12 protein-coding genes and 1 pseudogene are annotated in these 15,594 nt (G+C 47.2%); 11 read left to right on the top strand and 2 right to left on the bottom strand.

From position 1 onward, the window contains the following. The first annotated feature begins 145 nt into the window (after window positions 1-145). On the top strand, window positions 146-355 hold the full coding sequence (locus ACZF99_RS23625; RefSeq protein ID WP_483607332.1) for a transposase: 210 nt from the start codon (window positions 146-148) through the stop codon (window positions 353-355). A 911-nt stretch (window positions 356-1,266) separates the two neighbouring features. Here ACZF99_RS23625 and ACZF99_RS23620 read toward each other — a convergent pair. Further along, a pseudogene (locus tag ACZF99_RS23620) lies at window positions 1,267-1,589 on the bottom strand (transposase); the annotation flags it as partial. A 55-nt stretch (window positions 1,590-1,644) separates the two neighbouring features. Here ACZF99_RS23620 and ACZF99_RS23615 point away from each other — a divergent pair. From ACZF99_RS23615 to rfbD, 6 genes are all read left to right on the top strand, one after another. Next, on the top strand, window positions 1,645-3,711 hold the full coding sequence (locus ACZF99_RS23615; RefSeq protein WP_483607331.1) for a hypothetical protein: 2,067 nt from the start codon (window positions 1,645-1,647) through the stop codon (window positions 3,709-3,711). 117 nt (window positions 3,712-3,828) lie between these two features. Further along, a complete protein-coding gene (locus ACZF99_RS23610) occupies window positions 3,829-4,941 on the top strand; it encodes a glycosyltransferase (RefSeq protein ID WP_483607330.1) in 1,113 nt (370 codons plus the stop codon). Beyond that, window positions 4,938-5,678 (top strand): sugar phosphate nucleotidyltransferase, encoded by a 741-nt coding sequence (locus ACZF99_RS23605; protein ID WP_483607329.1) that lies wholly within the window; start codon window positions 4,938-4,940, stop codon window positions 5,676-5,678. The genes ACZF99_RS23610 and ACZF99_RS23605 overlap by 4 nt, the downstream gene beginning before the upstream one ends. 20 nt (window positions 5,679-5,698) lie before the next feature. Next, window positions 5,699-6,241, top strand: coding sequence for a dTDP-4-dehydrorhamnose 3,5-epimerase (gene rfbC, locus ACZF99_RS23600; protein ID WP_483607328.1), 543 nt, complete (start codon window positions 5,699-5,701; stop codon window positions 6,239-6,241). Window positions 6,242-6,273: 32 nt separating this feature from the next. Beyond that, a complete protein-coding gene (rfbB, locus tag ACZF99_RS23595) occupies window positions 6,274-7,299 on the top strand; it encodes a dTDP-glucose 4,6-dehydratase (protein ID WP_483607327.1) in 1,026 nt (341 codons plus the stop codon). Beyond that, window positions 7,296-8,174, top strand: a complete 879-nt coding sequence (gene rfbD, locus ACZF99_RS23590; protein ID WP_483607326.1) for a dTDP-4-dehydrorhamnose reductase — start codon at window positions 7,296-7,298, stop codon at window positions 8,172-8,174. The genes rfbB and rfbD overlap by 4 nt, the downstream gene beginning before the upstream one ends. 66 nt (window positions 8,175-8,240) lie before the next feature. On the opposite strand, the gene ACZF99_RS23585 is transcribed toward rfbD, so the two are convergent. Beyond that, complete coding sequence (locus tag ACZF99_RS23585; RefSeq protein WP_483607325.1) at window positions 8,241-9,188, bottom strand: glycosyltransferase family 2 protein; 948 nt, start codon at window positions 9,186-9,188, stop codon at window positions 8,241-8,243. Window positions 9,189-9,453: 265 nt separating this feature from the next. On the opposite strand from ACZF99_RS23585, the gene ACZF99_RS23580 reads away from it, so the two are divergent. The 4 genes from ACZF99_RS23580 to pcrA all read left to right on the top strand — a co-directional run bounded on the left by ACZF99_RS23580 (window position 9,454) and on the right by pcrA (window position 15,528). Beyond that, a complete protein-coding gene (locus ACZF99_RS23580; RefSeq protein ID WP_483607324.1) occupies window positions 9,454-10,383 on the top strand; it encodes a glycosyltransferase family 2 protein in 930 nt (309 codons plus the stop codon). Then, the gene (locus tag ACZF99_RS23575; protein ID WP_483607323.1) at window positions 10,380-11,786 is read left to right on the top strand and encodes an undecaprenyl-phosphate glucose phosphotransferase; all 1,407 of its coding nucleotides are present in this window, start codon (window positions 10,380-10,382) and stop codon (window positions 11,784-11,786) included. The genes ACZF99_RS23580 and ACZF99_RS23575 overlap by 4 nt, the downstream gene beginning before the upstream one ends. A gap of 399 nt (window positions 11,787-12,185) precedes the next feature. Continuing rightward, entirely contained in the window at window positions 12,186-12,878 is a 693-nt protein-coding gene (gene pcrB, locus ACZF99_RS23570) for a heptaprenylglyceryl phosphate synthase (RefSeq protein ID WP_483612926.1), read from the top strand. Between the two features lie 265 nt (window positions 12,879-13,143). Continuing rightward, window positions 13,144-15,528, top strand: coding sequence for a DNA helicase PcrA (gene pcrA / locus ACZF99_RS23565; protein WP_483607322.1), 2,385 nt, complete (start codon window positions 13,144-13,146; stop codon window positions 15,526-15,528). Window positions 15,529-15,594 lie beyond the last annotated feature (66 nt).

Genomic DNA, 15,594 nt, shown 5'->3' with positions numbered 1-15,594 from the left:
CATCGGCCTCACGGGGCCTTGCGGCAGCCAAGCATGTGCTAGCCATGTATTTGGAGCAGTACGCCATGCGTGTAGGCAGATCGAACAACTGATGGAGCATGTGGCGGCCTTGGTGGTTGAGTAGATTCCGGGCGCTTTCCACATAGTGAGCATTCCATGTATCGGTCTTATCACTGTTTCAGGTTTCTTGGTGGAAGTCGAAGACTTGAGCGTCTACGATCATAGCCAGCAAATTGTTAGTCATGCCAGGGCTCAGCCTTTGCAGGAAAACAGCTCTAGGCTCCACAAAGGGGAGACGATCATCAGCAAAGATGTCGCAATTGCTTTTGGGCCTTATTGTTCCGAGCGGCACTGACGATGGCTGCCAAGAACCCGGAGTTCCGCGCTCTGCACCTGTATTTTACGAAGCTTCGTGATAACCCACTGAAGAAGAAGCAGTGAATGATTACGATCGTATGAAAGAATCCTCGTCTTGTTTGAACTAGGCCGAAAGCAGAAGAAATATGACTACAGCAAAGTAATCGGCCCCCACGGGGGAACTCAATTGCAAACGGCGGCATAATTCGTTCACGAACGACTGCTATCTCGGGTGCATATCTGCATGATATCGTTTGTTAAATGAGAATCACGAAAAGTTGAAGAACCAGTTAAAGTCAAGGGGGGGATCGCTTGCCGACCAAGTCAAAAATGGCCATGCGGACTAGGATTGGATTAAGCAGCGCCCCCATTTTTTATATGAAGAGCTAACAAGGTACTATTCAGTAGACTTATTTTGTATTGATAAAAATCACGCAAGTGAGAATCAAAATTCGAGAAAAAGTTCTCTGATACAAAGGACTTTACGTTCATAAAGCTTCCATTGTCTGGACGGTGCAAGGACTTAGAGTCTTGAAGCGGTTAATGAAACGTTTAGTAGAGAATCTTTGCATGAATATCAAGTATAAGGTTGCTTCTCCCTTGTTTTTAGATTTATTGGCTCAAGATAAGATTGTAATATATAATTGCAGGGACGACTTTCTAGGATTTTATTCGGCGATGACTGTTATAAATCTATTGAAGGCTCTGGAGGTTTGTCTATTCAAACGCGCTGATTGAATTATTACCTTATCGAGTTATTTGAAGAGCAAGGTAATGAATGGTTATATGAATATGTAACTAGGGGGCCGATTATGATTAATAATGGAATATATCCGTCTTTAATGCAAAAGGATAGAGAGGCTACATCTTATGTGAAGTACAAAATCGCGTTCTGGGTTCGTAAACTAACTCGTTCTCGCCAATCCACTTACCTAGCACATCCTTGTTGCTATCCAGATCAACGCCAATGACAGCTTTGTTCATGATGGCAACATCCTGCTTCACTTAGAAGTGAATGGCATCAAGGAATACGACGACCTAAATGGTCTGCAGCGGACGATTCTGCCATTCTTTGATCTTATTGGTTATGTTGGAGATAATCGTGGGTGAGACGCCGATACCGTATTGCTGATGTACGATCTTGAATTTCACGGGAACTTACTCCCTCGGTTTTAGAGTGCAATGATTCGATTCTCGATGCAGGTGACGTTCGATTGATGTTTGCAAACGACAAAGTCTTGTTTTTCCTGTTTCGGCTGTTTAGGGAAAGTATTTGGAGGAATATAAATGTTACAAGGATCGTCCTTCTTTCAATCTAAAATTAGAAATGAGCTTTTAGATTTCATCCCAGTCTTAAATTCCTGGATATTTAAGGATCTAAATAATAAAATGATTGATCCATATGAAACGATTTATAGCGAGAATTATGCCCCCGCAAATGCAGCTGTAATATATGCAAGTGTTTATAAATTTAATAATGATCCCAATTTACTAGCCAAATGTCATGATATGATTTCAAGATCGGTTGTATTATTGAATAATAAAAAAACTGTTAGTTCATTCTGTAGAGTTTTTTTAATTCATTATAGTTTAATGGCAATATCTTTGCTTCCAAAAAAGGAAAAGGAAAGGTTTTTGCTAGATTTCAAGGAGTTTTATGCAACATATGAGGATGATTGTAAACAAATTAATACTAATTGTGTTGCTTTACAATATGGGACAGAATTACTGATTCGGGAGTTAGGTATACGTTCAGTTAATACAAGTTACATGGAGCATTTAATAAAGCTCATTTTAAAATCACAAAATAAAAAAGGCTTTATTAACGATTCGGTGAACTTTAATGGTATTAGTGAGGACGGTATGCCGATTGTATATCATAGTTTCATATTGTTTATTCTTATTAGTGTTATTTCTGCTATAGATAATGTGAACGGGATACCCGTTAAGCAAAAAAACATGATTACCGAAATAATCAAACAAGGACTATCCTGGTTTAGTAACACAGTGTCATCTGATGGTTCTTTTGCTATGGCTGAAAGAAGTAGTTATCAGGTATTCACTTTTGGTGTTATGACAACACTATGTTGCTATGCGGGAATAAAAGATGAAGAATTCTTAATAAAAATATTAAAATACTGGTCAAAGTTTAAAAAGGAGGATGGAAGTTATAGTTGTACACCAAATCATTTGCCTCATGAGCTAAGGACAGGATATGAGGCATATACACATGTGAATATGTACAATAATTTAGCTATGACTGGATTAGTCATAGCGGATATAATTATATCGAAAAATTTACATCTTAGAGATCAGCAACTTGTAGATATGTTCTTTGAAAACACCAATTTTATTGATTTTGATAGTGGTTATGCATTTATTCGAAAAGATAAAAACTTTGGAGGATTCGCGTTACGTATGCATCAAGGAAGATATATGCCGGCAATGACTGGATTCCATTATAGATTTAGTGAGCATCCGGTTCCTATAGCTGAATCAAAACTAGATATAAATTCAGAAATTGAAAATCGATTATTTTTAGACGGTATATGGGAAGGATTTTTATTTAAGGATTCAGAAGGAAGTTTAGTTATTCCTGATTCCACACAAAATGCAGAAACAGTTATGTTAGAAAACGGTATACAATTCCATTATGAGGACAAAAATTTGATCTGTGTAAAATCCACAATAATTTTGGGGGATGAAATTGAATGGAAATATAAGATAACTCCTAAGCGTAACTTTGTTTCTTGTACACACATTGTTCCTCTAATTTATTTTGATGGAATAAATGGATTGCGAGTTTTGGAAAAATCAGCAAATACGATAAATCTCTATTATTCAGGAAACCAATACCAATTGAGTTGTAATTCTGCAAGACAAGTTGATGTTTTATTAGAAAGGTCTTTGCTGTCAATATCGGGAGTTTCAACCAAAGCTAGTATACCAATTAAAACTATTCCACAAGAAAACCAAACTTTTGAATGGAGAACGTCATTAAGGTTGTGTGGTTCAGTATCATCGGGAAAACCTCTTCACGATAAGTTGAGCGCTGAAGATGTTCTCCCGGTTTTAAAAAAAGTTACCATGAGTAAGTCAAGTCCTCAGCCTTGTGGTACTCAAATTAGATTTAATGCAGAGGCTTCAGGGAATGACTTAAATTATGCTTGGTATGTTTATAAAGGAGAAACAAGAATCTTAACTAAATGGTATAGCTCAAACAACTATTTTGATTGGTCCCCAAATGAGTCAGGGAATTACAAAATATGTATTTTTATAAAGGATAAATTGGGGTATATGATATCTGAATTTTTGGATGAATATGTAATTGAGTCCATGAACGAGAGACAGTAGATAAAATGATAAACTCTTTGGATAACGAAGTTATTGAAACGCATGTCTGCAAGATATTGTTTGTTGAATAAGACCCGCGAAATGCTGAAGAACTAGTTAAAAACAAGGAGTGATCGCTTGCCAACCAAGTCAAAAATGGCTTATCTAATGCACGTAGACTGGGACTGGATTAAGCAACGCCCCCATTTTTTGTATGAGGAGCTGACTCGGTACTATTCCGTAGATTTATTCTATATTGACAAGATTTATGACGAGCATTCCGGGGGGAACCGGAACTCCCGAAATGTACATTCAAAATCGGCTTTGCACACGTTGAAGAAACTTCCGTTGTCGGGGCGGTTTCCAGCCTTGCGACAGGTGGAGCGGCTGTTAAACTGGAAGGTCATTCAGTCATTGGATCAGTATGAATATATATGGATTACTTCTCCACTATTATTGGATTTTATTTCATTAGAGTTGTTAAATGAGAAGAAAGTTATCTACGATTGCATGGATGATTTTTTGGGATTTTATCCGGGATTTAACGTACTGGATCGGTTTCGCGAGTTGGAGATTCGGCTGGTTAAAAGAGCGGATTTGGTTATTACGTCCTCTGAGTACTTGAAGAACAAAATGGTGAAATCGTACGGCGAATATATGAAGTCAGACCCGATTGTACTCAATAACGGAATCAGTACCTCGCTTTTAAAGGACGATGGAGCGGTTGCAGAAGAGAACACGCCTTCTTCCAATTTGTTGAATCTCATGTACATTGGCACAATTGGGGCATGGATGGATTTTGACATTCTATTATGTCTACTGGATCGGCTTCCTGATTGTGTGTTGACCTTGGTGGGCCCCGTAGAAACGATGGTTCCATCCCATCCGCGAATCCGCTGTGCAGGCACTGTAAAGCATGATGAGCTGGCAGACTATGCCCGGAAAGCGGATGTCCTCATAATGCCCTTTGTTCTGAATGAACTGGTACGAGCGGTTGATCCGGTCAAAATATATGAATATATTTCGTTCGGCAAGCCAATTGTTGCGATTGATTACGATGAAATGCATAAGTTTCTTCCATTTATTCATCTTTATTCGAGTGAGAACGAGTTGATTTCATCAATCACTCAGGTTCGTGAAGGGAATTTAGCGGTCCACGATCGAGAGCAAGCGATGAAATTCCTGAAAGCCAGCACATGGGAAGAACGAGGCAAGCGCATTGTACGAATTTTGGAGGGAGTCAGCAGATGAAAGCAATCATTTTAGCCGGGGGGACAGGATCCCGCCTGTATCCATTAACGAAGGTCACCAACAAGCATCTTTTGCCTGTCGGTAGATATCCGATGATCTTCCATGCGGTGTTCAAGTTGAAGCAGGCGGGATTAACGGATGTTCTTGTCGTCACGGGTAAGGAACACATGGGGGATGTCGTAAACCTGCTTGGAAGTGGCAGGCAGTTGGGAGTCAGTTTTACATATAAAGTCCAGGATGAAGCTGGTGGCATTGCGCAAGCCCTTGGATTGGCCGAAGAGTTTGTTGGGGAAGACCAAATGGTTGTTATTCTAGGCGATAATGTATTTGCGGACGACATAAGCCCTTATGTTGAGAAATATAAACAGCAGGGCAACGGCGCCAAAATTTTACTGCAGCAAGTGGCAGATCCGGAGCGTTTTGGTGTGGCTGAACTGAGTGGTAACCGTATTGTTTCAATTGAGGAGAAACCAGCCCAGCCCAAAAGTAATTTTGCCGTGACGGGCATTTATATGTATGACTATAATGTATTTAGCATGATCCGTGAATTGAAGCCATCCGGACGAGGGGAATTGGAGATCACGGATGTGAATAATATGTATATTGAACGTGGGGAAATGTCATTTGATATTTTGCGGGGCTGGTGGACGGATGCAGGTACGCATGCTTCTCTTGCCCGGGCTAATGAGCTCGCCAAGGGTTTTGTTTTTGGAAAAGAATTTGGTGAGTTGAAATAGGATCAGGAGGGGCCACTTACATGAAAATAACTCCTCAGCGACTGCAAGGTGTATGTCTCCTGGAACCGGTGGTGCATGAGGATCACCGGGGTTTTTTTATGGAGAGTTACAACGAAAATGTAATGAAGCGTCACGGCGTGGATATTCATTTTGTTCAGGATAATCATTCTTTGTCGATTCACACCGGGGTTCTTCGGGGGCTGCATTATCAGCTCAAACCAAAAGCACAAACGAAGTTGATCCGTGTGCTTTCTGGAGCCATCTATGATGTAGTAGTGGATATCCGTAAGGAATCACCTACTTTTGGTCATTGGATAGGCCTTATGTTGAGTGCTGATAACAAGCACCAATTGCTGGTTCCTAAGGGCTTTGCGCACGGCTTTTGTACGCTTGAACCCAATACCGAGGTATTGTATAAGGTGGATGAGTATTATGCACCGGAGCATGATCGGGGAATTTTATGGAATGATCCATCCTTAAACATTAACTGGCCTGTGAAGAACCCTGAGATTTCGGATAAGGATCGGACTCATCCAACCTTTGCGAATGCAGAGATGGACTAAGGATCTTTTTGTTAATTTAGGAGGCTGTTCACATGAAATTGCTCATCACCGGCGGGGCTGGATTTATTGGCAGTAACTTTGTTATTTACATGCTGAATCAGCATCCCGATTACGAAATCATCAATGTTGATGCACTGACGTATGCGGGGAACCTGGAAAACCTGAAATCGGTGGAACATCATCCGAATCATACATTCGTAAAGGCCGATATTACGGAAGCGGAAACGATGAATGATTTGATCAGCCAACATGTGGACGTTATCGTCAACTTTGCGGCAGAGTCGCATGTGGATCGGAGCATTCTTGAACCGGGTATCTTTGTGAAGACGAATGTGTTAGGGACCCAGGTACTACTGGATGCTGCGCGCAAGCATGATATTAAGAAGTTTGTGCAGGTTTCTACAGATGAGGTATACGGTACACTTGGCGAAACAGGATTGTTCACGGAAGAGACACCGCTTGCCCCGAATAGCCCTTATTCTGCAAGTAAAGCCGGCGGGGATCTGATTGTCCGCGCTTATCATGAAACATATGGTTTGCCAGTTAATATTACTCGTTGCTCGAATAACTATGGGCCGTTTCAATTTCCAGAAAAATTAATACCATTAATGATCTCGAAAGCTCTAGCAGATGAATTATTACCAGTATATGGTGATGGGTTGAATATCCGAGACTGGCTATACGTCGAGGATCATTGCAACGCAATTGATCTAGTGATTCATCAGGGGCGCAGCGGTGAGGTCTATAATATCGGAGGAAATAATGAATATACGAATCTGCAGATCGTGAAGACGATTTTGCGGGAGCTTGGCAGGCCGGAATCGCTAATAACCCATGTTAAAGACCGACCGGGTCATGACCGCCGCTACGGGATCGATTCCACGAAAACGATGGTGGAACTGGGGTGGAAGCCGCAGCATTCTTTTGAGACCGGCATCAAGGAAACGATTCGCTGGTATCTGAAACATCGAGAATGGTGGACCCGGATACAATCGGGAGCTTACAAGGAATATTATGCGAAGCAGTATGGTGATCGGCTTGGGGATCGGCAGGGATGAAGGTATTGATAACCGGGGCTTCCGGGCAATTGGGAAGGGATGTCGTAGCTATTTTTCAGGAGGCTGGGCATGCTGTGGTCCCTTGTGACCGGAACGTGCTTGATATTACAGATCAAACCGCTTGTATCATAGCATTACAGAAACATAAGCCGGATGCGGTTATTCACTGCGCTGCATATACGGCGGTGGACCAGGCTGAACAAGAGAGTGATACAGCCTATACCGTGAATGCGTCGGGCACCCGCAACATAGTAATTGCAAGCGAGCGGGTGGGGGCAAAATTTTGCTATATTAGTACAGATTATGTTTTTGACGGCTGGTCGGAAGGGCCATATCACGAGTATGACAATACGAATCCCCAGACGGTTTACGGCAAGTCAAAGCGGGCAGGGGAACTACTCGTACAGAGCTTGTCATCGACCTTCTTTATCGTAAGGACTTCCTGGGTCTATGGGCTCCATGGTAAAAACTTCGTTAAAACTATGCTCCGGCTGGGGGCGGAAAAGCCGGAGATCAAGGTTGTTCATGATCAAAAGGGTTCTCCGACGTATTGCCCTGATCTGGCGAAATTTCTTCTCGAGCTGGTTCAGACCGAAAAATACGGTATTTATCATGCCTCTAATACGGGAACATGCACATGGTATGAGTTTGCAAAAACGATATTTACTGAAGCGGAATCAATTTCCGGAAATTATTACCCTGTGATCGTTTATCCATGTACAACAGAGGAATATCCGGTACCTGCCCCCCGTCCGAAAAACTCGGTTATGGAGCATATTTCCATTCGGACAAATGGATTGAAGGATTTGCGTCCGTGGCGGGAAGGTTTGTGCGAATTTCTACAGCAATATTTATTGAGAGATCTCAAAAAATAAAGAATGGGGCATTCCAAGTTGCAGATTACTCTGCTAGTGGATATTGCCCCATTTTCAATGTGCTATTTACACTTTTCCCATACATATAATCAGCTTGAGGATATAATGATCGGTATTTGATTGCCGGTAGAAGGGGGTACTCATGGCATAGGCTATTCTTGATAGCGGGCCACTGTCAGCAACTTGAATAAAATGGTGGAGATCCAAGCGCTTAGTATCATCAAGCCGGTGCTGGAAGCAATTGTAGAACTCCTTAGCCTGATTGCTGATAATGTAATGATTTTGTCCTTGAAAGTAGCGACGAAATCTTTTTTTCCACTTGTTGAACCAGCTGTCATTCTGCCCCCCAAGTACGTTGCTGGAATGCTGGCGGTACAGAATATATGGCTCAGAATCAAATATGACCTTGCCAAAAGCAGTTACACATAAGTAAACCCACCAGTCATGCATGATGATCTGATTCACCTGTGCTGAAGGGGAGGATGCGATCAACTGAAAGGCTTCCTTATTAAGGACTATGGTGCAGCCAACCGCCACATTTTCAACAAGGGCATTATATATGCTTAACTTCTTTTTAGGCGGTGGTGGCCATATCTTTAGGTTAGATAAACTCTTGTCTACCATTTGGGTTGCAGAACAATACATTAAGGGGAGTTGTTGATGTAAATTACTTATTGTGCTTACTGCCCTTAGCAACTTCCCGGACAACCAAACGTCATCTTGATCACAAAAAGCATAGAATTCATAGTCGGGATATTCTGCCGCAGCTGTTTTAATCAATTCGAAAAAACTTGCTTTAGCTCCTATATTGGTTGCCTTGAGCAGATCTATATTCTTTGGGAATTTTGCTGTGAAACGATTTATTATATTTATGGTTGAGTCTTTAGATCCGTCATCTCTAATAAGAATATGAAGTTGTACTCCTTCTTGTTTAATTAAACTGTCGAGTTGTTCTTCGATATATTTTTCACCATTATATGTAGAAAGGAGTACGAGACATTTGGGTAAGCTCAAGGGTCGGGCCTCCTGATATTGGGATAGATGTTCTCGATACTTATTAACGGAGTCTGAAATTTACGTCTTTGCAATCTTAACACAATGGAAAATATTCAACAATTATCTGTAGTACTCGAAGTACTTAACTCGAAGTATTTTAACTAGACCATAACTGTTGCATAACTCAAATCCTTTCCGATTTTTCCCTCTCATCCTCCCGTATGCCATGATGTGCTATAATGTCGATAGACTACTATATTTGTAGATTCGGAGCGCATAAATCATGGATTTAAGTATATTGATCGTAAATTATAATACGCGTCAGCTGACGTTGGACTGTCTGCGGTCGGTATACGACTCCGAGACGGTCTATTCGTATGAAGTGATAGTGGTGGACAATGCTTCGGCGGATGGTTCGGTGGAGGCGATTCGCAGCGAGTACCCGGAAGTGGTGGTGATCGCGAATCCGAATAACACGGGGTTTGCTAAAGCGAACAATCAAGGGATGGCCATCGCTCAGGGACGCTACGTCCTCCTCTTGAATTCGGATACCGTGGTGCAGCCCGATACGTTTCAGATCATGGTTTCTTATATGGATGAACACCCGGAACTTGGGGCAGCGGGGTGCAAAGTTATCCTGCCGGACGGTTCGCTTGATAAAGCGTGCAGAAGGGGATTTCCCACTCCATCTGCGTCCTTTTACTATGCCTTCGGATTTTCGAAGCTCTTTCCGGACAATCCGCGGTTTAACCAGTATCAGCTGGGGTACAAGGATCCGAACGAAACTTACCCTGTCGATTGCTTGGTTGGCGCCTTTATGCTGGTGAGACAGGAGACGATCCGTCAGGTTGGAGGTCTGGACGAAACTTTTTTTATGTACGGGGAAGATATCGACTGGTGCTACCGCATCAAGCAAGCGGGTTGGGGCATTCATTATCATCCGGCTACATACATTGTTCACTATAAGGGAGCTAGCAGCCGGCGCAAGCCCTTTAAGATCATCTATGAGTTTCACCGCGCGATGTGGGTCTTTCACCGGAAACATTATCTTCGCCAGTATTCCTGGATCACGAACGCAGCCGTTTACAGCGGCATCTCATTGAAGTTTCTCTTATCCCTAGCCAAAAACAAACTGCTCCCGGTAGGTGCGAGAACACCATCTGGAGCGGTCAAGCCGGAGTCGGCGGAAGTTAAAATGGAGGTGAGATCATGATCCGGAAGAACCAACGGTTCTTAACCCAACTGTATATTCTGACGGATTTTGTGTTCATCCAAATTTCCTTCCTGCTTGCTTGGTGGGTGAAATTCGAAAGCGGCCTGATCGATTACGAGCAGCCGCTGCCGATGGAGATTTACGCTTTTTGGAGCGTTGTCTATGGGGCGATTGCGGTTTTTGTTGGGGTCCTCATTTCGCTGTATGCACCTAAACGCAAAAAACGCTTCGCCGATGAAGTCTGGAAGATCCTTCAGGTTCATGTTGCGAGCTTGTTCCTCTTACTCGGCCTGATGTTCTTCTTCAAGCAAGTGGATATCTCCCGTCATTATTTGGCGATCTATATGATGTTCAACATGCTCTTGATTCTGTTCTATCGGTACTTCCTGAAAAACGGTCTGAAGCAGCTTCGGAAGAAGGGATACAACCGACAGTTCGTCCTGATTCTCGGAGCCGGGTCCTTAGGCCAGCGTTTTCACAACAATCTCAAACAATACCCGGAGCTTGGCTATGAGATCGTTGGATTTCTGGATGATCATAAAGTCTGGGACGGGATCGAGGCGGCACGCTATAAACCGATCCTCGGGAGGATCGATCAACTGGAGAGCGTATTGCAGAACAAGTTGATTGACGAGGTCGTTCTGGCGCTTCCCCTGGAGGCGCATCACCGTTATGCCCGGATTATTTCCATCTGTGAAAAAATAGGAGTACGAACGCTCATCATCCCGGATTTCTTTGATTACCTGCCGGCCCGTCCGTATTTTGACAATTTTGCCGGGATGCCGATGATTAACGTCAGGGATATTCCGCTGGACTTGACCGGGAATCGGGTGGCCAAGCGAATTTTCGATATTGTGTTCTCCCTGCTGGCGATCCTCCTTACTTCGCCGGTGATGCTGTTTGTGGCCATTGGCGTCAAGTTAACCTCGAAAGGTCCGATGATCTTTAAGCAGGAGCGGGTAGGGTTAAACCGGCGGACGTTTCAAATGTACAAGTTCCGTTCGATGCGGGTACTGCCCGAGGGAGTCGAGGACACGGGGTGGACGACGGAAAACGACCCCCGGCGTACCAAGTTCGGGGCCTTTATCCGCAAGACGAGCCTTGACGAGCTGCCGCAGTTTTTCAATGTGCTGGCCGGGCATATGAGCGTGGTTGGTCCCCGCCCCGAGCGGCCTTATTATGTGGATCAGTTTAAGGAAGAAGTCCCGAAATACATGGTGAAGCACCATGTTCGGCCGGGGATCACCGGTTGGGCGCAGACCCATGGGCTTCGTGGAGATACGTCGATCGAGGAACGCATTAAATACGATATTTTCTATATTGAGAACTGGTCGATCTTATTGGATATCAAGATTGTGTTGAGAACCGTCGTAAATGGCTTCATCAATAAAAATGCGTACTGACGGGGAGACAGTCCCTGACAGCAAAAAACGGTCTTCCTTAGCAGAAAGACCGTTTTATTATGCACATTTTCATCCCGCAACCCCTCGATCTGCGCCTGCCCGCGCGTTTCTCCACTTATGAGCCGCTGGATTGGATCGATGTGCTGGAACTGATGATGCGGTATTCGGAGAGGGTACGTTTTTTGCACGCTAAAAAAACGTATCTTTTTTTGTGTTCGCATCTGACGCGAACATTGACAGGCTCTCCCGGGTAACATAGACTAGAAACAGAACTGGAAAACGAGTCATCTTCATGACTCTTATATCGGATGGACGAGAGAGAGCGGGGCGGAGCGGGAGGCCCCGTTTTTCGCGGTCCTTCTGCCGAAATCGCCGTTGGAGGAATGGAATTTGAAGCGGATGTTATCAGCCTGGCGGCATGTGTTTAAGCTGGACCCGGACCGCAGTCTGGACGATGGTGCGCTGGAAGCGGTGTGTCTGTCGGGGACGGATGCCGTCATGATCGGCGGATCGAGCGGCGTAACTTATGAGAACACGGTAGATTTGTTGTCCCGGATACGCCGTTTTGAGGTACCCTGCGTGCAGGAAGTCTCCGAATTGGAGGCCGTCGTGCCGGGGTTTGACCTCTATATGATTCCGATCGTGCTGAACGCCGGACACCCCGATTGGATTATCGGCCAGCATGCCCGGGCGATCGAGCAATACGGCAATCTGATTCCTTGGGAGCTGCTGGTGCCGGAGGGGTACCTCGTGCTCAATCCGGAAGCGACCGTGGCCAAGGTGACGGCGGCGCAAGCCCCGCTGGAGGCGGCGGCGGTCCGGTCGTACGCCCAAGCGGCCGACCGTTTGCTGCAACTACCGATTGTGTACCTGGAATATAGCGGCCAAGCCGGAGACTTCGAGCTGGTCTCGGACGTGCGGCGAAGCTTGGAGCAAGCGCGTTTGTTTTATGGCGGCGGGATCGCGGATGCCGAAAGCGCGCGCCGCGCCGCGGCCGTTAGCGATACGGTGGTCGTAGGAAATGCGGTATACGAGAACCTGGCGCATGCGCTGGAAACGGTGGCGGCGGTGAAGGCAGCGGTCAAGCCCTAGGAGCGGCTTAGCTCTATGGCGCATTCCCCTGACTCTAGTCTCTAACGGGCTCCAGAGGTCTTATTCCCAACTACATGGGGTTTGTCGCAGCCTAACGGACTGAGATGACCCTATTGGCGTGAATCCGGCCTCCATGACTTCACTTAGAGCGAAATAGCGTCACCTGAGTCCGTTATATCGGGAAATCCTCGGGAAATGGGCAGATAACGGCGTTGGTGTCCGTTACGGTAATGAGATGTTTTTTTAAAAGGAAGGAGCAAGTTTGATGCAACCTGTGAACATACACGAGGCGGTCAGCCGCCTGAATCCGCAGCAAAAACAAGCCGTAGAGGCGACCGAAGGGCCGCTTCTGATCATGGCCGGCGCAGGCAGCGGCAAGACGCGCGTGCTGACGCACCGCATCGCTTACCTGATCGCGACCCGCAAAGCGCCGCCTTGGGCGATCCTGGCGATCACCTTTACGAACAAGGCCGCGCGCGAAATGCAGGACCGGGTGTCCCGGCTGGTGGGCGGTTCGGAAGGACGGGACATTTGGGTGTCCACGTTCCACTCGATGTGCGTGCGGATTTTGCGGCGGGATATCGAGCGGATCGGGTTCAGCTCCAACTTCTCCATCCTGGATTCCACGGACCAGCTGTCGGTCATTCGCAACTGCATGAAGGATCAGAACCTCGATACGAAGAAGTTCGAGCCGAAGGCGGTTCAGGCGGCGATCAGCACGGCGAAGAATGAACTGATCAGTCCACAGCGATATGAGCAGAAGGTCGGCGATTATTTTGAAGGGATCGTAGCCAAAATTTACAGCATGTATCAGAACCGGCTGCGCCAAAACAACTCCCTGGACTTCGACGATCTGATCATGAAGACGATCGAGCTGTTTAAGGAAGCGCCGGATGTGCTCGATTTTTATCAGAAGAAATTCCAATACATCCACGTCGACGAATACCAGGACACGAACCGTGCCCAGTACATGCTATGCCGGATGCTGGCGGACAAGCACCACCGCATCTGCGTCGTCGGCGACAGCGACCAGTCGATCTACCGCTGGCGCGGGGCGGACATCAGCAATATTCTGAACTTCGAGAAGGATTATCCTGAAGCGAAGACGATTCTGCTGGAGCAAAATTACCGTTCGACGTCGACGATTCTGAACGCGGCCAACGAAGTGATCGGGCAGAACACCGGGCGCAAGCCGAAGAAGCTGTGGACCGACAAGGGCGACGGCGACAAGATCAAGGTGTACCGCGCGGATTCGGAGCATGACGAGGGGTATTTTGTGACGACGGAAATTCATAATAGTGTAAAAAGCGGGCGCAACTACCGCGATCACGCCATCCTGTACCGGACGAACGCGCAGTCGCGGGTCATCGAGGAAATCCTGATCAAATCGGATATCCCGTACCAGATCGTTGGCGGCATCAAGTTCTATGACCGCAAAGAGATCAAGGACCTGCTCGCGTACTTGCGCCTGCTGTCCAATCCGGACGACGACATCAGCTTGACGCGGGTGATCAACGTGCCGAAGCGGGGCATCGGCGACACGACGGTGGCCAAACTGGCGGATGCCGCGGCGCAGCGGGGAACGTCGATTTACCGCGTGCTAGAGGTCGTGGACGACTTGGGGTTTGCCGGGCGGACGCGCAACGCGCTGGTCGAGTTTTTTGATATGATCAGCGGGCTGCATCAGATGGTCCCTTACTTGTCCGTTACGGAGCTGACCGAGAAGCTGCTGGAAACGACCCAATACCGGCTGGAGCTGCAGAACGAAAATACGCTCGAATCCCGCTCGCGGCTGGAGAACATCGACGAGTTCCTGTCCGTCACGCTGGAATTCGAGAACAATAATGAAGACAAGTCGCTCGTCTCCTTCCTGACCGACCTGGCGCTCATCGCCGACATCGACAGCATGAACGACAACGGCGATGCCGAGAAGCCAAACGATGATGCGGTCGTGCTGATGACGATGCACAGCGCGAAGGGCCTGGAGTTCCCGGTCGTGTTCATCATCGGCATGGAGGAAGGCGTGTTCCCGCACAGCCGGGCGTTCCTCGACAACGAGGAACTGGAGGAGGAGCGCCGCCTGGCGTACGTGGGCATCACCCGCGCCGAGGAGAAGCTGTTCCTCTCGTGCGCGCAGATGCGCACGCTGTTCGGCCGCACGACGGCGAACCCGCCGTCCCGGTTCCTCGACGAAATCCCCGAGGAACTGAAGGAGGACGGCGGCGGCCGCGTGCCGCGCGACCGCTACGGCCGGGGCGCCGGCGCGGGCGGCGCCTACAGTGGCCGCGGCTTCGGCAGCGCCGGCGGCGGGAACTTCGGCCGCCCGATCACGGACGGCGGCCTGGGCGGGCAGCGGTCCGCGGCTTTGCCTGGCGGACCGGCCGGGCGCGGCACCGCTGCTCCGATGCGGAGCGGCGTGACCGTGACCGGCGGCGGCGCGCCGGGAGCCGCGGCGGCCGCCAAGACGGCCCCCGGCGACTTCAGCGCCGGGGACAAGGTCGCCCACGCCAAGTGGGGCGTGGGCACGGTCGTTGCCATCAAAGGCTCCGGCAACGACATGGAGCTGCAGATCGCTTTTCCGGCGCCGGTGGGCGTCAAGCGGCTGCTGTCTGCCTTCGCCCCGATCACGAAGGTGACCGACGGCGAATAGCCAACCCCCGTACGGGTGGTACGGGTATATTTGCTTCAATTGGGGGAAGGTTGAGGGTAGCTGGGC

It is taken from the genome of Paenibacillus sp. JL3B1040, assembly GCF_057063165.1.
Note: the sequence above shows the minus strand (reverse complement) of the source record. Positions and strands in the feature narration are given on the sequence as shown.